A 24,556-nucleotide genomic window follows, 5' to 3' on the forward strand; every position below is an offset into this window, starting at 1 on the left:
AGAAACCGATGAGTGATCTCGTTATCGTCGATTACGGCGCTGGGAATATCGCGTCGGTTAAGCAAGCTGTCTGGCGGGCGGGTTGGGATGCGGAACTCAGCCGGGGACCGGATGATCTGCTGAGTGCGGATCGCATTTTGCTCCCCGGCGTCGGCGCGGCAGGCACCGCGATGGACCGGCTGCGCAACGGCGGTTACGTCGAAGCCTTATCCGAAGCCGTGCGGGTTCGCGGCACCCCGATGCTGTGCATCTGCGTCGGTATGCAGCTTCTGGCCGAGGAACTGCATGAATATGGCGTTCACCAAGGCCTCGGCTGGGTCAAAGGCAAGGTGACCCGGCTTGAAGAGGCACCAGGGCGGCGTGTCCCCCATATGGGTTGGAACAAGGTTTACCGCCCGGACGGCGGCGCCCCCCCGCCCCCGGGTATCCTTGACCGCGATACCTTCTACTATTTCGCGCATTCTTACGAAATGAGCGGGCTTGATCCGGCGGTTTTGGCGGGCGAGGCCGATTATGCCGGGCCGGTTCCGGCGGCGCTTCGCACAGAAACAGTGTTCGCCACCCAATTCCACCCCGAGAAAAGCCAGGTCGAGGGCGAAAAACTGATCGCCAATTTCATGCGCTGGAAGGTTTAGCCCGGATGCTGACCCGTCGTTTGATCCCGACCCTGCTGCTCCGCCAGGGCCGCCTCGTCAAAGGCGTGCGCTATGGCGATCATCGGGATGCCGGTAATCCCCCCAGTATCACCCGCGCCCATGCCGCCCAGGACGCGGACGAGGTTCTGCTGGTCGATATCGACGCCAGCCGGAACGGAGGCGCACCGGATTTCATCGCCTTTGCCAAGGTAGCCGAAGAATGCACCATGCCCCTTACCCTGGGGGGCGGATTGACCAGTTTCGATCTGGCGCAGCAGGCGATGCAAACCGGGGCCGATAAGCTCGCCTTTACCGGGCCAGCGCTCGATAATCCTGCCCTGCTGGACCAAGTTGCACGCCGCTTCGGGGCGCAAGCCGTGGTGCTCGGGCTGGATGTGACGCAGGACGAGACAGGGACTTATTATCTCTACGATCATCGCACCGGCGCCATCGTCAGCAATCGCACACCGATTGCCTGGGCGCAGGAGGCCGTGGCGCGCGGTGCCGGGGAAATTCGGCTGATGGCGGTTCACCGGGAAGGAACGCGCCTGGGGTTTGATCTCGATCTTTATCGGATGATCGCCGATGCGGTTTCGGTGCCGATCATCCTCGAAGGCGGGGCCGGAACCCTTGATCATCTCGATGCCGCCCTCACCGCCGGGGTGGATGCCCTGGGGCTGGGGACGATGCTGGTCTTCTCGGACAATAATATCGTGAAGTTACGACAATATCTTCTCGGCTGCGGCCATAGTTTGCGGAGATAAGCATGATTCTGACCGGCGCGCTTGAAACCCCGCAGCTTTGGCTGCGCAGTCTGGATGACCAGGCCGCGACCGGCCCCTACCTGACCTGGATGCAAGACCCCGACATCCTACGCTTTCTCGAGGCCCGCTTTTCCCAGCATACGCCAGATAGTTTGGCCGGGTTTATCAAATCGATGAACCAGAACCCGGATGCGCTGCTGCTGGGAATGTTCTTGAAGGACGACGGGCGGCACGTCGGCAATATAAAGCTTGGTCCCGTCAGCCGGGAACATCTGCGCGGCGATATCGGCCTGTTGATCGGTGATAAATCCGTCTGGGGCCGTGGTCTTGCCACGGAGGCGATTACCGCCCTCACCCGCTACGGTTTCGACTCGCTAAATTTGAACCGTCTTTATGCGGGCTGCTACGGCGGTAACGAGGGGTCGGTCCGGGCCTTTGTGAAGGCAGGTTGGCAGGTGGAAGGCCGCTTGCCCCGCTATTGGCGGCTGGAGGACGGTCATTGGGCCGATCATATCCTGCTTGGCTGCTTAAATCCGACGACCTGACTCCAAGAACCGTTGCCGCCGCGCGGCGTTTGAGGTTCCTCTGACTGGGCAAGAAGTGCCCGACTCCAGCAGCTAATAGGGAAAAACGGGGGGCGAATCCTACCCTTCTGATCCCTCGCCCCCATTTTCCCCTCGCCCAAACCTTCATTCTCTGTTATTTATCATAGAGATCAGAGGCGTTGTTGAGATTGGCACGCAACGTGCTAGAGTGAGAGCGACGCTGATGGAGGTAGTCAACCATGGCTTCTACGCCGGTTAAGACAATGTTGGTCGATCGCTTTCGCACCGGGCTGACGGGGATCCCTGCAGCGGCCGATGCGGCTGCGCTGAAGGGAAAATCAGCGCCGGAGCAGGTGCGCCAGTTCGAATCGCTACTGGACCAGACCAATAAGGCTACTCCGGCCCAGAAACCGGCCCCGGCGCGGAGCGTCACTGCCCCAAGCGCCCCGTCCCGTAAAGAGACGCCGAGCAAGCCCGAGGCTGAGGCCACCGCCAAACCGGCAGCATCGGAAAAGACCGCCGAGGCCCCCGACGCAGCGCCAAAGGAAACCGAGGCGACGGTTAAGACCGGCGACGCGGCTCATACCGATGACGCGGTATCGGCAAATATTGCCGATGCACCCGTCACGGCCGCCCCGTCGGGCGACGCTACGACGGAAACGCAACCCGCCCCGGCTGATGAAGCGTCACGTCCAGCGGCGGAAGACCCGGCGGCGGCGCAGGATGCCAGCGCAACGCCGACAGCCCTTGTGGCCCCGCTGCCGCAAGCGCTCCCCCCTCAGGTCATCGACGCCGGGCCGGTTGCCGATCTTCCTCCGGCCCCGACGGGCGCCGCACCGGCGCCAAATGCAGTGCCGGTCGATGCTGATCTGGCCCAGCAGGAACCGGTTGCCCTCCCGCAGACCGTTGCGTCCGGCACGCCCGCGCCAACCGAAACCGCTTCGGTAGCTGCGCCCACGCTGCCCACTGCCGAGGCCGTAAGCCCTGAAGCTGTCGCGCCGCTGCCAACCCCAGAAGCAAAGCCTGTGGTCACCACCGGGACACCGCAGACGCAGAGCAAGGGACCGACCCCGCAGGGTCAGGCATCTCCCCAGGCGGGCTCGCCCCAGGCCGATGCGGTGATCGAAAGCCTAACGGTTATCACGCCGGAAGCAACGGCCGAAACCGCATCACCCCAAGATACCCCGAAGACCGACGCGGCACCGAAGGCAACCGAACCGACGCCGGAGACGGTCGCCGCCCAGACGGCGACCGCCGCTCCCATCGTTGCCGATAGCCAGCCCAAAGCCAAGACCGCCCAGGCGATACCTGCGGCCGATTCGGCAACCGGCCAAGACGCCGATACGCTCGCCGCACTACCGACCGCCGAGGCGGTTCAGGCCCCGGACAGCGAGGCGGCGCGCGACCAGGGCAGCAACCGCGACCCGTCTCACAGCGATAAGGCCCGCGAGCGCGGCCAGGACCGTGCGCAGACAGGGGAACGGCTCGCGGCAAAACTGGCCGATAGCCAAGCTGCCCTTATCCGCGACGAAACCGCTCTGTCCGGGCCGGTGCAGAGCTTCAAGGCCGCCTTGAAGAGCGCTGCAGCCGAGGGCCTCGCGCCCACGACGACGACCGGCAACACTGACCAGCCTGCAAAACCCACTTCCGCTCAACCGATGCTCGCCGCGACGGGGACGACCTCGGCCGCAGTCCCGCAAACGGCAGCAGTGGCAAAAGCCGCCGCGCGGGCGGCGCCGGTTTTCCAAAACCCGGTCGTACAGCAGGTGGGAACCCGGTTGGTTGAAACTGCAGAAAACGGCGGCGGGCGCGTGGTGATGGACCTGCGGCCCGAACACCTGGGCCGGGTGACAATCGATGTTGACGTGCGCGACGATGGCCGCGTTAGTGCGACCGTTCTGGTCGATAATCCTGAAGCCCTGGAACAACTCCGCCGCGATAGTGGGCAGTTGGAACAGGCTTTGCGTGATAGCGGCCTAAACCCCGACCAGAACTCCTTGAACTTCGGTCTGCGCGAGCAAAACCAAGATCAAGGCGGGTTTGGACGGGACGGACGAAATGGCCGTGGGGCAAATTCTGCCGCGCAAGCCGAAGCCGACGTCGAGCCGGAACAGGTAGCAACACAGCAAAGCGTCGTGCCCGGCTTGGGCGTGATCGACATTCGGATTTGACGGGACGTTGGGAACAGAGGACGGATCATGGCAACGACCAGCAGCACAACCTCCAACATGTTCGGCGACATCAGCCAACTCAATGGCGCGTCGCAACAGACCATCGACTCCCGTAATTCGGTGGCCTCGACCTATGACAACTTCTTGAAACTGCTGACGACGCAGTTGAAGAACCAGGATCCGCTGGACCCCACCGACTCGAGCGAGTTCACCAATCAGCTCGTCCAGTTCAGCCAGGTCGAACAGCAGATCAACTTGAACGCCAAGTTCGACAAGCTGCTGACGTCGAACCAAGCAGCGCAGATGCTGCAGGCGTCGAACTATATCGGCAAGAATGTCGAAGCCGAAGGCTCGTTCCTGACCGTCGAGGCGCCCGCAAGCTTCAACTATTGGATGACCAAGGACGCGACCACGGTCAGCGCTGTCATCAAGGACGAAAACGGTAACGTCGTGCGGACGATGACCCTCGACGGCAAGTCCGGCAGCCATACCCAAGCCTGGGATGGCCGCAAGGACGATGGCTCGCTGCTGCCGGTCGGCACCTATAATCTGATTATGAGCGCCCTGGACGAAAATGGCGCCAGCGTCGCCGTCGATCTGCCCACCAGCAAGATCACCCTGTCGGAAACGCCGAAGCCGCGCTTCGGTTATACCTTTGCCGAGGCCTATAACCGCGCCGAAGCCCGTATTTACGACGCGGATGGCTCGCTGGTCCGCGTTCTCAAAATCGACTCTGGTGCGGGCCGCAAGTCGGTGGTCTGGGATGGCCGCGACGAGAAGAATACCCCCGTGGCTGCCGGTAGCTATGAGGTTAAGATCCTGGCGTATGACGCCAACGACAAACTGGTAACGGACGATAAGAGCAACCCGGTCGATGCGAAGCTGACGACGGTGAACCGTGTGAAAGATATCGGCAGCACGGAAAACGGCGTTCAGCTTCAGGTCGGTAAGGACGCTTACATCAATCTCGATAAAATCGTGGCGGTTCGCGGCTAACGCCCCAACGGCCCCTTTCAGAACAACGCACAGATCAGTCTTCGAGGCTAGGAGAGTAACATGAGCATCTACGGCTCCCTGAAAGCAGGTGTCACCGGTCTGAAGTCGCAAGCCTCGAGCATGGCGATGATTTCGGACAATATCGCGAACGCCAATACCATCGGCTATAAGCGCAGCGTTGCGGACTTCGAGACGCTGGTCACGAAGTCCGGCTCGACCGCCGCCTATGCCCCGGGCGGCGTGAAGGCCAATACGGTCGCGCTGATCGATCAGCAGGGTCTGATCAACGCTTCCTCCTCGACGACCGATATCGCGATTGCAGGCCGTGGCTTTTTCGCGGTCTCAACGGCGGTGAGCGCCAATGGCTCAGTCCCGACCGGCACTGAACGCCTCTATACCCGCGCGGGCTCGTTCCGCACGAATTCCGAAGGTTTCCTGACCTCGGCCAGCGGTGAGTATCTGCTGGGCGTTCCGGCGGATGCTGCTGGCAATGTGCCGACGGCAACGCTGCCGGTCGATCAGTTGAAGGCCATCAATGTCGGCTCGATCACGGGGAGCGCGAAGGCGACAGGCACCGTATCGATCGGGGCGAATTTGCCTGCGACCAGTGCAGCACCGACGAATCAATATACCCTGGCCCTTCCCGCTGGGGCTGGCCTCACATTCCCACCTGCGGGGGGGCCTTTCACTTACAACGTCGCAGCTCCCGGTGTTAATGATCCTTCAAGCGACCCGGCCAACCCCGCACCGACCCAATATACGGCGAATGTTACCTTTACAGTTAATGGCGGCGCATACGATATCCGTCTGAATGTAGGCACAACACCAGCAACAAGCATTTTATTAGGTCAGATGTCTGCTGCCGGTACCTTAGATTTTAGTGCAACGGTTGCTGGTAGCACGGCTACCGGTTCCACCGGTGGCCAGATGAATTTCAAAGTTACCGGGAGCGTTTCTGGCACCGCTGCTGCCCCAGCAAATCTGACAACCACGCTGACAAGCCAGTACAAAGTACGTATGTCGTCAACGACCGGTACTGCTAGCACCAGCACAAGTGCTCAACTGGATCTAACGAATGCTAGCGGTATCCAATCGGGCTATACAAGTGATGTAACAATCTATGATAGCCTTGGTGTCGGTCATAATGTTCAACTGGCTTACATTAAGACTGGCGCCAATCGCTGGGATGTTTACGTAACCAAAATGACAATTGTTGGTCGCACCGACTCAAACGGTAACCCAATTGACTCTATAACTGGAACGTCCCAAAATAGCTGGGTCTATAATGGTTCCGAGACAGTGCCTGGCGGTCTTGAAGCAGCCGATCAAGCAGTTTATACGGCTCCAGTTGCCGGTCAAACCTTAACCGGTTTGCTTAAGAATAGTTCTCGGATGGGGTCAATTAGTTTTAACACGGATGGCTCTATCTCTGGATTTACAGCGAACACAAATGCAACCTTTAATAGCGCCATTGCAACCGCCGGTGTCAATCTTTCAAACTCAAATTCGACCGGCGCGACCAAGCTCAACCCCACCTTCAACTTCGGCACCGTCGGCACCAAGAACGGCGTGACCCAGCAGTCGGATGCGTTTGCGACCTCCTTCATCAATCAGGACGGCGTGCGCTTCGGCTATAAGACCGGGGTCGCCGTCGATAAGGACGGCGTTGTCCGCGCCGTGTTCGATAATGGTCAGCGGTTGGCCGTGGCGCGCGTTGCCATCGTCGCTTTCGCCGATCCGAACAAGCTGGATGCCCGCTCGGGTAATCTCTATGCCCAGACCGATGCCTCGGGGTCGCCGACTACCAACTTCTCCGGCATCGGCGGCGCCGGGCAAATCCAGTCGAATGCGCTGGAAGGTTCCACCGTCGATCTCGCCGAAGAATTCACCGATATGATCGTGACCCAGCGCAACTACAGCGCCAACTCAAAGACGATCACCACGTCGGATGAAATGCTGCAGGAAATCATTAACCTGAAGCGTTAAGGCTAACACCCCTCCCGGCGTTTTGGCGCCGGGAGGGGGCTCCTTCCGTGACCAAAGCGTAAAGGTGCGATGATGGGTTTCAATAATTCCCTGATCAACGGCGTGACCGCGATGAATGCCCAAAGCAGCGCGATGGGTGTGCTGTCGGACAATATCGCCAATGCCCGCACGGTCGGGTTCAAGGACTCCGATTCGCGCTTTTCCACTTTGGTTGCCGCCGGTAAATCCGCCAACTCAGGTATTGGTCAGGGCGTGACCTTCTCCAAATTTGGCCGGATAGATCAGCAGGGCATCCTGTCGACGTCTTATACCTCGACGAATTTTGCGATTTCTGGGAATGGTTTCTTCCCGGTCGCCTCAGCGATTGATGGCACCACCGGGCAGATCGCGACAACGGCGGAACGGCTGGTTACCCGCGCTGGGGATTTCACCATCGATAAGAATGGTTTCTTGGTGAACTCCAAAGGTTATGCGCTGCTGGGCCTGCCGGTTGGATCGACGGCGACAACGGGAACCGGCGCGGGGGCTTTTAACGGCCTCCAGCCGATCAAGGTTCCTGCCGTCGGTACCCTGCCGGGCCAAGCGACGACCACGGTTACCCTGACCGGCAATCTTTCCGCGACCGACGCCTCCCCTGTGACAACGACAACCGAGGACACCACCGACGCGGACGGCAATGTTATCCCCGGGACAACGACCACCACCCCCGGCACGACGCTGGAAGGCAAGGTCACGGCCTATGACGCGACGGGAACCCCCTATTCCCTCACCGTGACCTATACGAAGACGGCTCCCCAAACCTGGACTGCCCAGATCACTGGTGGCAGCGGCCCGGATGGTACGGCCCTGACCGCAACGGCGACGGGCACCCCCGTTACGCTGACGTTCGGTGCGGATGGTCAGTTGACCTCCCCCACCTCGGCGGTTTCCTTCGGGTCGGTCAGCTTCACCAACACGGCAACCGGGGCGGCGGTCGCGACGCTGAGCCCAAGCTTTAAGTTTCAGGACGACTCGGGGAAATCGACGCTTACCGGCTTTGGCGGAGCGAGCAATCTTTCCGGTTCAACCACCGATGGCCATACCCCGCTTGGCTATGTTGGGGTCGAGGTTGGGGATGACGGGGTGCTCTATCAGCTTTTTGATCAAGGCAAGCGCGTTGCCGTCGCTTCCATCCCCGTCGTGACCTTCGTCAACGATTATGGGCTGGAAGCCGTTAGCGGCACCGCCTACCGGGTAACGGCCGAAAGCGGCGATGCCACTGTCAACCTCTCCAACACCAATGGGGCGGGGAAGGTCTTTGGGGCGCAGCTCGAAGAATCGACCGTCGATCTTGCCGATGAATTCACCGATATGATCGTAACCCAGCGCGGCTATCAAGCCGCCTCCAAGCTGGTGACCACGACGGACGCGATGATCGAGACCATTCGCGACCTGAAGCGCTAAGCATCTTCTCAGCACCTTAATCTGCCAAACGGTACCCTCTGGGTGCCGTTTGGTTTTTTTATACAAATATATATCGAATCGAAATTTATTGACTCGAGTCTTCATCGCCCCGGCATCCCGGGTTGACGGGCCGAACCGCCTGTGGAAAAGATCGGCAACATGCTGTGATACAAGTCGCTTTTTCGGGGAAAGTCGGCTTAAAAACTCTCCCCAACAAATCTTCGCAAATGCGCGAGAATCGGGCGCGCTCTTGATCCGCCACTATCACCAAATCGGGTAAGTCCACGTCTTTAGGCAAAAATTTCCGATTCGGCCTAACAATTTTTACCCATCTCGACGAAAATGCGGTAAAGATGGGATGAGGGATGAAGGAAGACCCGTCGGGTTGACCTTTTTCCGACCCCCGCAACCAGCCGGTGCAGCCTTGTCTGTGCTTCTGGCCGCTGTAGATAGGTGACGCGTGAACGCCCTGATTCAGCAGATTAAGGCTCTCGGTCCGGTCCGTCTGGCAATCGCCGGAGCGATCATTGTGGCCCTGATCGCCTTCCTGATCTATGTGGTCGCCCGCATGGGCGGCACCGAGACGGCGCTGCTCTATGGCGACCTGAGCAAGCCCGATGCGGCGAAGATCACCCAGCGCCTCGATCAGATGAACGTGCCCTATCAGATCCGGGCCGATGGCGCGCAGATCTATGTGCCGGTGGAGCAGGTTGCGAAGACCCGCATCTCGCTGGCCGGGGAAGGCCTGCCGTCCGGCGGTTCGATTGGGTATGAAATCTTCGATCAGGCCCAGGGCCTCGCCACCTCCAGCTTTGTGCAGAACATCAATCAACTGCGCGCGCTGGAAGGCGAATTGGCTCGGACCATCCGCGGTATCGACAATGTGAAAGATGCCCGCGTGCATCTGGTGCTGCCGACCCGCGAACTCTTTTCCCGCGAACGCCAGGAACCCAGCGCCTCGGTTTTGCTACGCATGACGAGCTCGCAGCGCCTGGAGAAGCCGCAGGTCGTGGCGATCCAGAATATCATCGCCGCCTCGGTGCCGAACCTGAAGCCGGAACGGATCGCCATCGCCGATGAACGGGGCCAGCTTTTGGCGCGGGGTGGGGTGAATGCCGGTAGCACCGGCGCGGTTCTGGAACAATCCGAAGAACTCCGCCTAGCCTATGAACAGCGTATTGCCCGCCAGATCGAGAATTTGGTCGAACGGTCGATTGGGTTCGGCAAGGCGCGCGTCGAGGCTTCGGCGGAAGTCGATTACAGCCGGATGAATGAAACCGAAGAGGTCTTCAACCCGGAACAGCAGGTGCTGCGCTCCAGCCAGAACGTTAACGACAGTTCCGAACAGTCGGAAACGGACGGCAACCCCTCGGTCACCATCGCCAATAATCTGCCCACCGGCTCGGCCACGGCAGGCGGCGCCACGACCTCGCAGTCGCGCAGCAACCGCACTGAAGAAACGCTGAACTATGAAATCAGCAAGCGCATCACGAACCGCACCCGCGACCCTGGCGCCATTGCGCTGAAGTCGGTGGCTGTGCTGGTCGATCATAAGACCAATGGGTTCGATGAGAACCAAAAGCCGGTGATGGAACCGCGAACTGCTCAGGAAATCGCCGCGATCCGCGCGCTGGTTGCCTCCGCAGCAGGCCTCTCCGAGGGTCAGGTCGAAGTGGTGAATATGCCCTTTGCCTCGCTGGATGCGGATGTGCCGCCTGCTAAGACGGTGTTTGGCAACACGACGGTCGATGAGCTGATGGAATATCTGAAGATCGCTGTGCTGGGTCTGGTCGGTATTCTGGTGGTGCTGATGGTGGTTCGCCCGCTGCTCGCCCGCCTGTTCGACGCTGTGCCCTCCGCCGCGACCGCCGGTGCCGGTGCCCAGTTGCTCGGCCAGAACGGAATGGCCCAGCTTGGCGGCCCGCGTGACATGATCCCGGCTGTCGAGATCGGCGATAGTATTGAAGAAATGATCGACCTCAATCGCATCGAAGGCCGGGTGAAAGCCTCTAGCCTGCGTAAGATCGGGGAAATCATTGAAAAGCATCCCGAAGACGTGGTCGCCATTCTGCGCGGCTGGCTATACCAGGAATCTGGGGCTTAGTCGGACCGTGGGGCTGCGTTGTCGTGAATTTTGGACGTCAATAACGGTAAGGGTCGAACCGAGCCATGCGTGTTCGTGAGGATTTCCGGTCACTGACCGGACCTGAAAAAGCGGCCATTCTGATGCTCGCCATCGGCGAGGAGCATGCGGCTCGGCTATTCGAACTGATGGATGATGAGGAGATCAAAGAGATCTCCCAAACCATGGCCAATCTCGGCACGGTATCGTCCAACGTGGTCGAACGTCTGTTCGTCGAATTCGCCGAACAGTTCAGCCAAACCGGCTCCCTCACCGGGTCGTTCGAGAGCACCGAACGTCTGCTGAGCAAAGTTCTCGACAAGGATCGCGTCGATACGATCATGGAGGAAATCCGTGGTCCTGCCGGTCGCACCATGTGGGACAAGCTCGGCAATGTGAACGAGCAGGTTCTGGCCAATTATCTGAAGAACGAATATCCGCAGACCGTTGCGGTCGTTCTGTCGAAGATCAAGGCCGAACATGCGGCGCGCGTGCTGTCGCTGCTGCCGGAAGCCTTCGCGCTGGAAGTCGTCATGCGTATGCTGCGCATGGAAGCCGTGCAGAAGGACGTACTGAACGACGTTGAAAAGACCCTGCGCACCGAGTTCATGAGCAACCTCGCGCGGACTAACCGCCGCGATGCCCACGAACAGATGGCTGATATCTTCAATAACCTCGACCGCAACACCGAACAGCGCTTTATGACGGCGCTGGAAGAGCGGAACAAGGATTCGGCGGAGCGCATTAAGGCGCTGATGTTCACCTTCGAAGACCTCAGCCGCCTCGATAGCGGCGGGATTCAGACGCTGCTGCGCGCCACCGAAAAGGACAAGCTCGGCATGGCCCTGAAAGGGGCCTCGGAAGGTCTGCGCGACATGTTCTTCAGCAATATGTCGGAACGTGCCGCCAAACTGCTGCGCGAAGACATGGCCTCGATGGGCCCGGTGCGCCTGCGCGACGTCGATGAAGCCCAAATGTACATGGTGCAGATGGCCAAAGACCTGGCCGCCCGTGGTGAAATCGTCATCGCGGATAAGGGCGGTGACGAGCTGATCTACTAATCGGTTTCCCCGAGACAGGTTGCGCCTATGGTTCCGCCGCTGCCCCCCTCCTCGTCCGATCCCGCCGCTAGCCCCCCTGCTGGCGGCGAGGATATGGATTTCGACGCGCTCGATTTCTCGTTCTTGGATGGCGAGGAACCGGCCCTGTCGGCGGAGGATCATTCTGCAAAATCCGATCCGGCACTGGCGGCGGCCCCCGAGGCTCCTGCCGCAGTCGATGATACCGCCGATGATTTCGATCTCGCGGCGTGGGATGCGGCTGAACCGACGGTCGAGCCGGACGCGCCCCCAGCGGTGGCGCCTGTTGCGGCTGCACCGGTCGAGGATTTGGGGCTTGAGGCCGAGTTTAGCCTTGATGCAGAAGCGGAACACCCGGACGCCGAAGCCGCGCTTGAGCTTTCGACGGATGACGATCCTTTTGCCGACCTGCGCTCCCCGGAACCGGATGCGCCCGCGCTGACCAAGGGGACTGATAATCCGCTGGCAGTCTCGTTTGGCGAGGCGGACTTTAACGCCGAAGACGATGAGTTCGCCGCCCCAGAGGCACCGATGGTCGCGGCCGAGACCGAGGCCGCCCTCTTTGCTGCCCCTGATGAAGGGGATTTCGGTCTAGAGGCGGACAGCGAGACGGCGTTCGGTACGGACGACGATACAGGGGACGATGAACCCGCTGCCCCGAAGGGTCCGCGCAAATATCTCTTCGACCGCTCGTTCGACTATGTGCCCCCACCCCCGCCGCCCCCTGAGCCGGAACCAGAGCCCGAAATCGAAGAAGAACCGGTTCTAGAAATGGAGCCGGAACCCGAACCCGAGCCGGAACCGGAAGAGCCGCCGCCCCCGCCGCCGCCGACATTCAGCGAAGAAGAATTGGCTGCGGCCCGCGCCTCCTCTTACGCCGATGGCGAGACGGCTGGGCTGCAGGCCGCGATGGCGACGGTTGAAGCGCGCGGGTCGCGGGCGCTCGAAGCCATCGCCCAACAGGTGCCCGGTCTTCTGGCCGACCGCCAGCAGCTTGTGACGAATGTCGCCCATGAAGCGGCGCGGCTCGCTTATGCTCTGGTCGCGCGGATGATGCCGGAATTGGCGCGTACTTATGGCTTGGGTGAGATCGAAGCCGTGGTTCGGGATAGTCTGAGCATGGCCATCGATCAGCCGCGCATCACCGTGCGCGTGCAGCCGGAGATTGCCGAACTTCTGCACCCGAAGCTTGAGGGCATGGCGCTGAATGCCGGGTTCAATGGCCATATCAGCCTGCTGGCCGATGGCAGCCTAGGGCCCAGCGACGTGCGCGTGGACTGGGGCGATGGTGGGGCCGAACGGCTGATCCAGCGGGCCTGGAACGATGTCACGGAGATCGTGCGCCGCTCGGTCGCCGATTTGAAAGAACGTACTGGGGCCGGCATTGCGGATGAATCCGCGGTGGTCCAAGGGTATGAAACCGCATCGCTGTAATCCCCCCGGGGTGCAGCAGCATAAGTCTTAAAAAGCCAAGGAGACGGGAAATGGCTGAAAAGAAGATGATGGATCTCTCGGAGCTTGAAGAAGCTCTCGAAGAATCGGCAAGCGAAGGCGGGCGCGGCGGCGCCCGGGAACTGGGTGCGGTCTATGATATTCCGGTCCAGATTTCCGCTGTTCTCGGCCGGGCGACCATGCAGGTTAGCCAGTTGCTGAAGCTCGGGCGTGGCGCTGTCGTGGAACTCGACCGCAAGGTCGGGGAAGCCATCGATATTTATGTGAACAACCGCCTGGTCGCGCGCGGCGAAGTGGTGATCGTCGATGAACGCCTGGGCGTGACCATGACGGAAATCATTAAGTCCGACCGCACCAACTAAGCGGGGCCGCCGGGTCCAGGTTTACGATGGTGCAGGGTTGGGTTTTCTTGGGCGAAACTTCGGGAGCACAGCAATGCGACTGTTGATCGTCGGGCATTTGGACGGGCACCTGAGCACGGCGGGCAAGATTGCCCACGGGCGCGGGGCCAAGGTCAGCCATGTCGCAGACATTGATGGTGCCTTGACGGCTCTGCGATCCGGCCAGGGCGCTGATCTTTTAATGATCGACGTCAAGCTGGATGTTGCCCGCCTGATTGATGCGTTGCGTAGTGAGCGGATTATCGTTCCGGTCGTGGCCTGCGGGCTGGGGACCGACGCGGGGGCCGCCGTGCGCGCGATTAAGGCGGGGGCCAAGGAATATCTCCCCCTACCGCCGAACCCCGAACTGATTGCGGCGGTTCTTGAAGCGGTTCTGGAGGAAGCGAATGTCGTGGTGCATGGCGACCCCGCCATGGCCCGGGTCTTGCGCCTTGCCGACCAGATCGCCCCGTCCGACGCCTCGGTGCTGATCACCGGGGAAAGCGGCACGGGGAAAGAGGTGATGGCGCGCTATCTGCACCGGCGCTCCCGTCGCGCTGCGCAGAAGTTCATTTCGGTCAATTGCGCCGCCATCCCCGAAACGCTGCTCGAATCGGAACTTTTCGGCTACGAAAAAGGCGCCTTCACCGGCGCCGTCGCCCGGCGCCTCGGGAAGTTCGAAGAGGCGAACGGCGGCACGTTGCTGCTGGATGAAATCAGCGAGATGGACCCGCGCCTGCAAGCCAAGCTGCTGCGGGCCATCCAGGAACGGGAAATCGACCGGCTGGGCGGCACCACGCCGATCAAGGTCGATATTCGTCTGCTCGCGACATCCAACCGCGATCTTGAGGCGGAAGTGCGCAAAGGCACGTTCCGCGAAGATCTTTACTACCGCCTCAACGTCGTCAATCTGGCCATGCCCTCGCTGCGGGAACGGCCCGGCGATATTCCGCTGCTGGCCAAGCATTTCGCCAAGAAATACGCCGAACTCAATGGGTTAGCTGACCGTCCGTTGACCGCAGCGGCGATTGAGAAGCTGAAGCGCCACCCGTGGCGCGGCAATGTGCGCGAACTTGAAAATACGCTGCACCGCGCCGTGCTGATGTCCATCGGCTCGATGATTTCGGACGATGCCATCGTCCTCAATAACACTGCTGGGGCTGGCGCCTCGGCCATGCCGGATGTGGCGACGCCCGAGGTCAGCCGAGCCGAACTCGCCCGGTCCGCTGCCGTCAGCCGCAGTCTGGACGCGCGTGGCCAGGGTGACGACCGCCCAACGACGGCCTTGGTCGGGCGCACGGTCGAAGCCGTGGAGCGCGACCTTATTCTTGATACGCTGCACCATTGCATCGGCAACCGCACCCATGCAGCCAGCATTCTAGGCATTTCGATCCGCACGCTGCGCAATAAGCTGCGCCAATATGCGGATGAAGGTATCGCCGTTCCGCCGCCGGGCGACGGCGACCGCGCCGCGTTTTAGTTTTTCGGAGGGTAAACCGTGGCTATCGTCCCCGCCAATGCTCAAGCGCGCGCCAAGGATGCGCTGAAAATCGGCCAGGGGCTGCTAACCCGCGGCGAACTTTGGTTAGCGCTCGGCGTCGTCACGATTCTGACGGTGCTGATTCTACCAATGCCACCATGGCTGCTCGATTTCGCGCTCGGGCTTTCGCTTGCCTCCGCCGTACTGATTCTGATGGTCACGCTGTTTATTCAGCGCCCGACTGACCTTAGCTCGTTCCCGACTATTCTATTGATCACGACACTGCTGCGCCTCGCCCTAAATTTGGCGACGACGCGCCTCATCCTTAGCAACGGTCATCAAGGCACAGCCGCCGCCGGTCACGTGATCGAGACCTTCGGTAAGCTGTTGATGTCGGGGAATTTCATCATCGGGGTGATCGTCTTTATCATCCTGATGATCGTGAACTTCGTCGTCATCACCAAAGGCTCGGGCCGTATCGCGGAAGTCGCGGCGCGCTTTACCCTCGACGCCATGCCCGGCAAGCAGATGGCGATCGACGCCGATCTATCGTCCGGTCTGATCAACGAGGCCGAGGCCAAGGCCCGCCGTAAGCAGTTGGAAGACGAATCGACCTTCTACGGGGCGATGGACGGGGCGGCGAAATTCGTGCGCGGCGATGCCGTTGCCGGTCTGTTGATCACGATGATCAACATCATCGGCGGGCTGCTGATCGGTACGCTCCAACATAATCTGTCGTTCTTGCAGGCAGCGAATAACTATACCTTGCTGACCGTTGGTGACGGTCTCGTCAGCCAAATTCCGGCACTGGTCATTTCGGTCGCCGCCGGTTTGCTGGTGACCAAGGGCAATGCGCAAGGCACGACCGATAAAGCGCTGGTCGCCCAGCTTGGCGGTTTCCCCGCCGCCATGGGCATGGCCGCCGTCATGGTCGCCGTTCTGTCGATCCTGCCGGGCATGCCGACTATCGGCTTCCTCCTGATTGCCGCCGGGATGGGCGCGGCAGCCTATTTCAGCATGCGCAAGAATATGGCGCCGGAAGCCGCCGATGCCGATGGTAGCGGCGCAGGCCTGCCGCCGGGCGTTGCGCCCGGTACCCCCGGCGCGGCACCCGCCCCAATTGCCGACGAGCCAATTTCGACCGCGCTGCAAATCGATCAGATCAGGCTGGAACTCGGCTATGGGCTTTTGGCGCTCATCAATTCGCCGAAGGGCGCCCGCCTGACCGATCAGATCAAGGCACTGCGCCGTCAGGTTGCCTCGGAAATGGGCTATATTATGCCCGCCGTACGCATTCAGGATAATCTGCAGTTGCCCGCCAACACCTATGTTGTGCGGATCAAAGAAATGGAAGCCGCGCGCGGCGAGTTGCGCCCGAATATGCTGCTGGTTATGGACCCGCGCGGCGAGCCAATCTCGCTGGCCGGGGAATCGACGACCGAGCCGACCTTTGGCCTGCCCGCCATGTGGATCGCCGAAGCGAACCGCGAAGAAGCGCTGTTCCGCGGCTATACCGTGGTTGATCCGCCCACCGTCATCACCACTCATCTGACGGAAGTGGTGAAGGACAATATGCCGGACCTTCTCTCCTACGCCGAAACCCAGAAGCTGCTGAACGAGATCGACAAGGACAGTCAGAAGCTGGTGGCCGATGTGATCCCGGGGCAGATCACCATCAATGGGCTGCAACGGGTTCTGCAAAACCTGCTGGCGGAGCGCGTGTCGATCCGCGACCTGGCGACGATCTTGGAAGCCGTGGCGGAAGCGGCAGCCTTTACCCGCAACGTCAGCATGATGACGGAGCACGTCCGCACCCGCCTCGCCCGCCAAATCTCCGAAGCCCATTCGGTCGGTGGTGTGCTGCCGCTGGTCACCCTATCGCCGGAATGGGAACAGGCGTTCGCCGAAAGCCTGGTCGGCCAGGGCGAAGAAAAGCAGCTTTCGATGCAGCCGTCGCAATTGCAGCGCTTCATTTCTGCCGTGCGCCAGACCTTCGACCGTTTTGCCGTGATGGGCGAAAGCCCGGTGCTGCTGGTAAGCCCTGGTATCCGGCCCTATGTGCGCTCGATCATCGAACGCTTCCGCCCGGCAACCACCGTGCTCAGCCAGTCGGAAATCCATGCTAAAGCGAAAATCCGCACCCTTGGGCAGATTTAGGAACCGGATCATGGTCCATCGCTTTCCGGCTCAGGCATAGGCGCCCCTCATGCGGATGAAGATGTTCTATGCGGAATCGATGCCGGAGGCCATCCGGCGGGTCCGTGACGAACTGGGCGATAACGCGATCATCCTATCGTCCCAGCGCAGCGAGTCCGGGCGCGGGTTGCGGGTCACCGCTGCGGTGGATGACGACCCGATGGCGGATACCCTGCCGCCGATGGATCAGCCGCTCGACGCGCTGGAAACCATCGCTCTCGCCCTTGATAAGCATGGCATTCCGCCCGATTTGTCGGAACGGCTGGTGCGCGCTGCAGCGCCCCTGGCGGAAAAACTGGTGCGTGCCGCCTCCGCCCTGGCCGTCGATGCGCCGATCATGACGCTGGCCGCCGCGCTCGATAGCGCGTTTAGCTTCTCGCCGCTGCCGGAGCGGAACGTGACGAAGCCGATTGCGCTGGTCGGCCCGCCCGGATCGGGGAAAACCGTTACCGTCGCCAAACTGGCGGCGCGGGCCGTTTTGTCCAGCCGCCCGGTACATGTGATTACTACCGATACGATGCGGGCGGGCGGGGTTGACCAGCTTGCCGCCTTTACGCGGATCCTATCGCTCGACCTTCAGACCGCGCTCGACGCCGAAACCCTGGCCGACGCGCTGGAAGCCAGCCGCATCGCGGGACCGGAAACCCTGACGCTGATCGATACCGGCGCCGTCAATCCCTATGACGCGGAGGAAATGGACGAACTCGAACGTCTCCTCGCGGCGGGCAATATGGATGCGGTGCTGGTGCTGCCCGCCGGTTACGACCCGGAAGAGGCGGCGACCATCGCCAAAGCCTTCGGGCGGCTGGGCGCGACGCGGCTGCTCGCCACCCGACTCGATGCCGCACGGCGGCTGGGATCGGTGCTAGTGGCCGCCGATGTGGCAGAGTTGAGCTTTTGCGATGTTTCCGTTACGTCCCACGTCGCCGATGGGCTGCTGCCGGTCAATGCCGTCTCGCTGGCGAAACTCTTAATCCCTGATGCGATGCCGGGCGAGGAGACGGACCTGCCGCTACCGGGGGAGGCCAGCCCACGCCTCGATGATTCGCCCCGCCCCTCCTTCGGCCTGTCGCCCGCGCCGTGACCCAAGCCCCGCCCCCTGTCCCGCGCAAAGCACCGAACCTGATCGCCGTCGCCTCTGGGAAGGGCGGGGTCGGCAAGACGTTCTTTTCGATCTCGCTCGCGACCGCCCTCGCCCGCGCCGGGCGAAAAATATTGCTGTTCGACGGCGACCTCGGCCTTGCCAACGTCGATGTGCAGTTGGGCATTGTACCGCAGAAGGATATTTCCTGGGTCATCGCCGGAAAAGCGAAGTTGCATCAGGTGATCGTTCCCTATGGGCCCGGCGGGTTCGATGTCATTGCAGGCCGCTCTGGCGCGGGGGGGCTTGCGGCCCTGCCGCCAACCCGCTTGCAGATTTTGGCGGGTGATCTCGCCGATCTCGCCAAGAAATATGATTACGTCATTCTCGACCTCGGTGCGGGCGTGGATCGGCTGGTAAGGATCATGGCCCTGCCCTGCGGCGCGCGCATCGTGGTGGCGACCGCCGAACCGACGTCCTTGACCGACGCTTATGCCTTCATCAAGGTCAGCTTATCGGACGATCCGGGGGCGGATTTGCGCATCGTCATCAATCAGGCCCGCACCAGCGGCGAGGGCGATAAGACCTATCAGACCCTCGGGAAAGCCTGCGAAACGTTCCTGAAGCGCACCCCTACCTTCTTGGGATCGGTGCGCAAGGATAAGCGCGTGCTGGAGGCGATCCGCAGCCAATCGCCGATCTTCTCCAAACATCCCACCAGTGACGTTGCCTTAGATGTCGAAGCCGTCGCCGCCCGGCTCATGGCCAGATCCACCGCCGCCGAATAGGCTCTGTCTGGCGCAGAAATTGCGGTACCTTCTTTAATTAAACGCATCATACCGTCTTTCCGGCAGAATTTGCCGAGAAGGCGTGGAGGCCAGCATGGTTACGGTTCCGCAGCAAGCGCTTCCTTCCGGGCTGATCACAGCGCCGCCCACCGGCCCGGCGCCAGTCTTTTTCGAAGGGTCGGTCGGCGTGCCCGATATGCCGACCTGGGTGAAGCAAATCCCCGAAGGCGCATTGTTGCAGGGCGTGGTGCAAGGCCGCACGGCGAATAATACCTACAGCGTGCTAACCGCGCAGGGGTCGATCACCATTACCTCGGCCCTGGCCTTGCAATCCGGCACCCAACTTCTGTTTCAGATCGGGCCGGAGGTTGCCAACCAGCGCCTGCAACTCGTCGGCGGGACCAATCCGCAGGCGGCCCTGGCGAACCAACCGCTGACGGTTCCAACGGTTCCCACCCTGCCCGGCACGCTGCCGACCGCAACGGCGGGTAGCACCCTGAACGCGATCATTATCCGTCCGGCGGACCCGGTGCCGGTTCCCGGCGCGGCGCCCCTGCCCGCTGCTACGGCGCCCACGGTCAGCACAGGTATCCTGCCGCAAGCCGCCGTTGCCGCCTATGCTCCAGGGGCGATCAGTGTCGCCGCAACGGTCGATCCGGCGACGGTTGCGATGACCGGCCTCACGCAGCCTGCTGCCGGACGGGGCGCACCTGCCGCAAACCCAGCAATCGGGACCGTTCCGGCCCCCGCCTCGCCCACGACAACGGGGACGCCTGCGGCCCCGCTACCGACGGCTACCGGGGCAGCGCCGCCGCCCCCCGCACCGGGCGGCTCTCCGGTCACCACGAGCATGGCGCCGCCTGCCCCGACCAACGGTGGTTTTCCGAGCGCGGCGCCGCCAATACAGCCTGGCGCCTCTCCGGCTCAGCCGGCCACCGGGCCGATACCCGGCTCGTCTGTCCCAGGAGCGTCGGCCCCATCGGTCTTTTCCGTTACACAACCGGGCGAGCAGGTGAGCCTCAAGCTGGTTGCGATCACGCCACCCCCAGCCGAAACGCCGGAGGCGCCAGCACCGCAGTCCCCGGCCCCCGCAACAACGACCGCCCGTGCCGCCACTGCGGCTCCGCCCGCGCCAAGCCCGCTCGGGTTTTTGCGGGAAGGGCTTGCCTCCCTGCTGTCGCTCGCCAGTGCCGAACCGCAAGGGGCCCCTTCGGTCGCGTCAAGCGCGCCGCCCGCGCCACCGCCGCCGGGAACGGTCACCGGAACCGTGATCGGCAACGGCGCCCAGAACCGCCCGATCATCACCGTCGGCACGGCCGTTCTGTCGCTCGAGGCCGCCCCGCTGCCGCCGGGCACGCAGCTTCAACTGGTGCCGCAACTCGGGGCAGCGCTTCCAACGCCCTCGGCCAGTGCTCAAGCCCCGGTCGCGCCGACGCAGACCTTCCCAACCTACCCGAGCCTGCCCGCGATGATCGCCGCTGCCCAACAGGCGGGCGGCCAAACCGAACAAGCGGTTCTCGCGATGCTGCCACGCCTCGGGCCGCAGCTCGCCGCAAGCCTGATGGTTTTTGCGAGCGGCGCGGCGAAGGGCGATCTGCGCACTCTGGTCGGCGATTCGGCCCGGGCGTCGCTGGAGAAAACCAGCAAAGGCCGCTCGGCCCTCGCTGGGGCGATCCAGGAGTTCGAAGCGGCGGGCGAAGAAGCGCGCGGCACCGGCGGTGCGGAGTGGCGCGGTATGACCTTACCCGTAATGACCGGCGGCGCCACCATCGAACCGATCCGCCTGTATCTGCATCAGGTTTCCGATGAAGAAGCCGAACGAAACCAGAAGAACGAGGGCGGCGGCCAACGCTTCCTGCTCGACCTGACCCTCACCCATATCGGCGCGCTGCAGGTGGATGGCTTGGCGAAGTCCAACCAGCTTGATCTGGTGATCCGCACGCCCGAGGCGCTCCCCCAGCGGCTGCGCAATGATATCCGCACGATCTTTCTCGACAGCACGATCGCACGCGGCGTGGCGGGCAGTGTGATCTTTCAGGTTGCCCCCAAGCTGGTTCCCGATACGGGCCAGTCGGCCCACCGGCGCGGCGGATTGATGGTTTAACGATCAACATTTCATGTTTTTCATGAGATAACTCTTGATCTTCGCGAAAATCGTCTCAATACTCTAGGGCGTTGAACGGGGCAGGACGCCCCGATTCTGCGACCCATCGGAGAAGGTGTACTATGATCGACCGGACCGCGCCCATCGGGGCGTGCGGGCTAAGCCTTTGTGCGGCTTTGTTTTTTGCGGCTCCGACCCTGGCGCAAACGCCGCCGCAGCCCGCGGCTGCCCAGCCCGCCGCGTCGGCGTGGAGCTTCAGCCTCGGCGCCGGGGCGATAGTGGCCCCGCGTTACGAAGGCAGCGACCGGCTGGCCGTCGGGGCGCTTCCCCTAGTCGAAATCAGTTGGAAAGACCGGATCTTCCTGTCGAGCAGCCGAGGTTTAGGGGGGTATATCGTCTCGACCGATGCCTTCAAACTCAGCGCGGCAGTCGGATACGATGGCGGCCGCGACGAGAAAGACGGTAAACGGAAAAGCGGCAAACCCAATCTTCTGCGCGGCCTTGGCGATATCGATGCCTCCGCAGTGCTGAACCTCAGCGCGGAATATGAATATTCCTTCTTTACGGCGGGCCTGACTGCCAGCCGCTATATCGGCGGCAGCGACGGTTTTACGATGACCGCGAGCCTCGGCGCCAAATTGCCGGTCACCGACCGCCTCGCGCTTGGCCTGGACGTTCACAGCACCTGGGCCGATAGCGCCTATATGGGTGACTATTTCGGGATCAGTGCCGGGCAATCCCGCCGCTCTGGCCGGGCGAAGTTTAACGCCGAAGCCGGGATCAAGGATGTCGGCGCCACTCTGAGCGCTACATACAAGATCAATGATTCCATGAGCTTAATGCTATCCGGCGGCTTGTCGCGCTTGATCGGCGACGCGGGCAAGAGCCCCGTGGTGGCCGAGAAGAACCAACCCTCTGGCATGCTGGGACTGTCGTATCGTTTCTAGTCCGTGAAGAAAGCCATATTCCATTCGCCCCGCTTGTCGGTATGATAGGGACAAGATGCGCCATAAGACGCATGACCAATGGGCGGGGCCAAGGGAACAGGCTTTCATGAGCGACCTGAAAACAGGCTTCAATCAGCTTTTCTTGCGCGAAGAAGAACTGCGCCAGGCAATCGAGCTGATGTTTTATGCATACCGTGATTTCACGGCCGAACCGGATGCGATGCTGGCGAAGTGGAATTTTGGCCGGGCGCATCACCGAGTGATCTATTTCGTTGGGCGATACCCCGATATCACGGTTAGCGATCTATTGGGGATTCTGAAGATCACCAAACAATCGCTAAGCCGGGTGCTGGGGCAATTGATCGATCAAGGCTATGTCGCCCAACGCCCCGGCCTGCGCGACCGGCGCCAGCGGTTGCTGACCCTGACCGAAAAAGGCCAGGAATTGGAGCGGGTTTTGTCGGAAAATCAACGCCAGTTGATCGCACGGGCTTATCGATCCGCCGGGGCTGCTGCCGTCGAAGGCTTCCGCAAGGTCATGATCGGTATGATTGCCGAAGAAGACCGCAAGCGGTTTCGCCCGGCGGGATCACCGGTCGGCGCCCCGGCGGCTAGGCCCGCCCCCTCCCCCCTCGCCCGCCCGGTTCGGGTGCCGTAACGGTTGGATAAATCTCGTTCCGATAATAGGGACTGGCGATTTGCGCGTGACTTCCGCGCTGCGACAGCCCATAGTCCGAGGGAGTATGGGCTGGCCGCAGAAGGGGGCGAGGCAATGGAATCTTTTCGTTTAATGGATTTCCGCTTTTCGTTCTCACTGATGCTGCGGCGCAACGTCATTTAACGCTAGAGATTGTTTAGCTTCCCGCTATGACGGCACCGGTGCAGCAAAAAATCAAAACCGACGAGTCCGGAAACCGTATGGTGCATTGCACTACGGTGGAGGATTTGTTCCTTCCCGCCGCGCGCAATTTGATCGGCACGCTCGCCCGGCCCTTCTTGGATCAGATGGCGATTACCCCGACCGAACTGATCTTTTCGGCGCGCAATCATTCGCGCATCGATGGGGCGGGAACGCTGTTGCGGGATATCACCGAGCGCGCCTCCGCCCTTCAAGCGAAGGCCATCGGCCAGAAGACCTACGACAGGGTTCGCGAGGTTCAGGGCCTGTTGGAGCAGCTCTCCACGAAAATCCGGGCCTTTGAAGCCGCCGAGCCGCCGATTGTTTTAAAGCCGGGCGAGTTTGTTAGTCAGACCGCGCAGATCCTGCGCTCTGGCCCGCCGGATGTCGCCAATCTGCGCCTGCAGCGCATGCTGCTGGAAAATCTTGCCGGGTGCAAAAACTGGCTGGAGAAGATCGACCGGCTGCATGCGCTGGCGATGGAAGCTGCAAGCTCCCCCTATCTGCCGATTATCGATGGGTTGCTGTCCGAGAGCATCATCAGCGATATGGCCCAAGATTCGTTCTTCGGGCGGCGGATGGTGCTGGAAGATCGGATCGACGATCTCATCGATCTCTATAAAGGCACCTACCCCACCCGCCGGATGGGCGAGCCCCATGCTATTGCGCTGAAGCTGCAAAACTTGCTGAAGCAACTCGATCTGCCGGAAACGATGGCGGCGATTGAGACCAGCATCGTGCAACAACTGGCGTCGCGTAATCCCATCGCCTCGTCGGAATTGATGACGGAACTGCGCGCAACCCACGCCGTCTTAGGCCGCCTGCGGTTCAATGATCGCATCCTCGGGGGGCGCCGCGCGCTGGAGTTTATCGACAAGCGCATGGGCCGCCTGCTGTCGGAAGAAGGCATTGCCGATTATATCCGTAACCAGGGCAGTCTGGCGGAGAAGGTGACGCGCCTGCTGGAAATCTACGCGGTTACCTTTGGCCCGAATAATAAGAAGGTCATCGAAGGGTTTTTGCAGCGTTATTTTGCCGATGAAGACTTCGACCGCCGCCTGCTGACGGGCGAAGGGTCGGGCGCGCACAAGCTGCGCATCTTGGCCAATCTCTACCGCGCTATCGTCGCCGCGCCGTTGGGGACGGCGGAAAAAGGCGCCTTCGCCCAGAAAATTTCGGCGATGCAAACCGCCTTTATCACGTCTACCCGGTTTTTCGCCTCCATCGAAAAGCAAGTTCTGCCGACCGCCAAGAAAGCCTTCCAGGTCATCGATTATTGCGAGGAAGGCTGCTTCATTCCGGGCGATAATCTCGAAAAGGCCAAGGCCTTGGTGCGCCACTACACCACCCGTCCGGATTTCATGGATTCTTACCTCGGCCATATCCCCTCGGCGGATGGTAAGCGCGAACTGCTCGCGACGCTGAAAGAACGGTTGGATAAGCTCGGTATTCCGCTTCCCGTCCCACAACGCTGAGGGCGCGATGGGGC

At 61.6% G+C, this 24,556-nt stretch carries 19 protein-coding genes; all 19 read left to right on the forward strand.

Annotated features, from left to right (window positions below; all coding sequences use genetic code 11):
- The first annotated feature begins 8 nt into the window (after nt 1-8).
- The 19 genes from hisH to CHR90_RS11925 all read left to right on the forward strand — a co-directional run bounded on the left by hisH (nt 9) and on the right by CHR90_RS11925 (nt 24,542).
- Complete coding sequence (gene hisH / locus CHR90_RS11835; protein ID WP_094409194.1) at nt 9-635, forward strand: imidazole glycerol phosphate synthase subunit HisH; 627 nt, start codon at nt 9-11, stop codon at nt 633-635.
- 5 nt (nt 636-640) lie between these two features.
- A complete protein-coding gene (gene hisF / locus CHR90_RS11840; RefSeq protein ID WP_094409195.1) occupies nt 641-1,399 on the forward strand; it encodes an imidazole glycerol phosphate synthase subunit HisF in 759 nt (252 codons plus the stop codon).
- Nucleotides 1,400-1,401: 2 nt separating this feature from the next.
- Complete coding sequence (locus CHR90_RS11845; protein WP_094409196.1) at nt 1,402-1,944, forward strand: GNAT family N-acetyltransferase; 543 nt, start codon at nt 1,402-1,404, stop codon at nt 1,942-1,944.
- Between the two features lie 239 nt (nt 1,945-2,183).
- Complete coding sequence (locus tag CHR90_RS11850; protein WP_094409197.1) at nt 2,184-4,115, forward strand: flagellar hook-length control protein FliK; 1,932 nt, start codon at nt 2,184-2,186, stop codon at nt 4,113-4,115.
- 27 nt (nt 4,116-4,142) lie between these two features.
- The gene (locus tag CHR90_RS11855) at nt 4,143-5,111 is read left to right on the forward strand and encodes a FlgD immunoglobulin-like domain containing protein (protein WP_094409198.1); all 969 of its coding nucleotides are present in this window, start codon (nt 4,143-4,145) and stop codon (nt 5,109-5,111) included.
- A gap of 60 nt (nt 5,112-5,171) precedes the next feature.
- Complete coding sequence (locus CHR90_RS11860; protein WP_094409199.1) at nt 5,172-7,097, forward strand: flagellar hook-basal body complex protein; 1,926 nt, start codon at nt 5,172-5,174, stop codon at nt 7,095-7,097.
- Nucleotides 7,098-7,166: 69 nt separating this feature from the next.
- Entirely contained in the window at nt 7,167-8,540 is a 1,374-nt protein-coding gene (locus tag CHR90_RS11865) for a flagellar hook protein FlgE (RefSeq protein ID WP_094409200.1), read from the forward strand.
- Nucleotides 8,541-9,000: 460 nt separating this feature from the next.
- Nucleotides 9,001-10,644 (forward strand): flagellar basal-body MS-ring/collar protein FliF, encoded by a 1,644-nt coding sequence (gene fliF, locus CHR90_RS11870; RefSeq protein WP_094409201.1) that lies wholly within the window; start codon nt 9,001-9,003, stop codon nt 10,642-10,644.
- A 65-nt stretch (nt 10,645-10,709) separates the two neighbouring features.
- Nucleotides 10,710-11,723, forward strand: coding sequence for a flagellar motor switch protein FliG (gene fliG, locus CHR90_RS11875; protein ID WP_094409202.1), 1,014 nt, complete (start codon nt 10,710-10,712; stop codon nt 11,721-11,723).
- Between the two features lie 27 nt (nt 11,724-11,750).
- A complete protein-coding gene (locus CHR90_RS19435) occupies nt 11,751-13,175 on the forward strand; it encodes a FliH/SctL family protein (RefSeq protein ID WP_096777662.1) in 1,425 nt (474 codons plus the stop codon).
- Between the two features lie 50 nt (nt 13,176-13,225).
- Nucleotides 13,226-13,555, forward strand: a complete 330-nt coding sequence (gene fliN, locus CHR90_RS11885) for a flagellar motor switch protein FliN (protein ID WP_094409203.1) — start codon at nt 13,226-13,228, stop codon at nt 13,553-13,555.
- 73 nt (nt 13,556-13,628) lie between these two features.
- Nucleotides 13,629-15,053 carry a sigma-54-dependent transcriptional regulator gene (locus CHR90_RS11890; RefSeq protein ID WP_094409204.1) on the forward strand — a complete coding sequence of 475 codons (1,425 nt, stop codon included), beginning with the start codon at nt 13,629-13,631 and terminating at the stop codon, nt 15,051-15,053.
- Between the two features lie 18 nt (nt 15,054-15,071).
- Nucleotides 15,072-17,210, forward strand: coding sequence for a flagellar biosynthesis protein FlhA (gene flhA, locus CHR90_RS11895; protein WP_373283818.1), 2,139 nt, complete (start codon nt 15,072-15,074; stop codon nt 17,208-17,210).
- 49 nt (nt 17,211-17,259) lie between these two features.
- On the forward strand, nt 17,260-18,333 hold the full coding sequence (locus CHR90_RS11900; protein ID WP_094409205.1) for a flagellar biosynthesis protein FlhF: 1,074 nt from the start codon (nt 17,260-17,262) through the stop codon (nt 18,331-18,333).
- Nucleotides 18,330-19,118 carry a MinD/ParA family protein gene (locus tag CHR90_RS11905; RefSeq protein ID WP_094409206.1) on the forward strand — a complete coding sequence of 263 codons (789 nt, stop codon included), beginning with the start codon at nt 18,330-18,332 and terminating at the stop codon, nt 19,116-19,118. The genes CHR90_RS11900 and CHR90_RS11905 overlap by 4 nt, the downstream gene beginning before the upstream one ends.
- A 94-nt stretch (nt 19,119-19,212) precedes the next feature.
- Complete coding sequence (locus tag CHR90_RS11910; RefSeq protein ID WP_094409207.1) at nt 19,213-21,222, forward strand: hypothetical protein; 2,010 nt, start codon at nt 19,213-19,215, stop codon at nt 21,220-21,222.
- Between the two features lie 122 nt (nt 21,223-21,344).
- On the forward strand, nt 21,345-22,169 hold the full coding sequence (locus CHR90_RS11915) for a MipA/OmpV family protein (protein WP_094409208.1): 825 nt from the start codon (nt 21,345-21,347) through the stop codon (nt 22,167-22,169).
- Nucleotides 22,170-22,275: 106 nt separating this feature from the next.
- Complete coding sequence (locus CHR90_RS11920; RefSeq protein WP_094409209.1) at nt 22,276-22,827, forward strand: MarR family winged helix-turn-helix transcriptional regulator; 552 nt, start codon at nt 22,276-22,278, stop codon at nt 22,825-22,827.
- 260 nt (nt 22,828-23,087) lie between these two features.
- The gene (locus CHR90_RS11925) at nt 23,088-24,542 is read left to right on the forward strand and encodes a hypothetical protein (protein ID WP_141210936.1); all 1,455 of its coding nucleotides are present in this window, start codon (nt 23,088-23,090) and stop codon (nt 24,540-24,542) included.
- The last annotated feature ends 14 nt before the right edge of the window (nt 24,543-24,556 follow it).

Origin of the sequence: Elstera cyanobacteriorum (assembly GCF_002251735.1) — a bacterium.
Taxonomy (GTDB): Bacteria; Pseudomonadota; Alphaproteobacteria; order Elsterales; family Elsteraceae; genus Elstera; species Elstera cyanobacteriorum.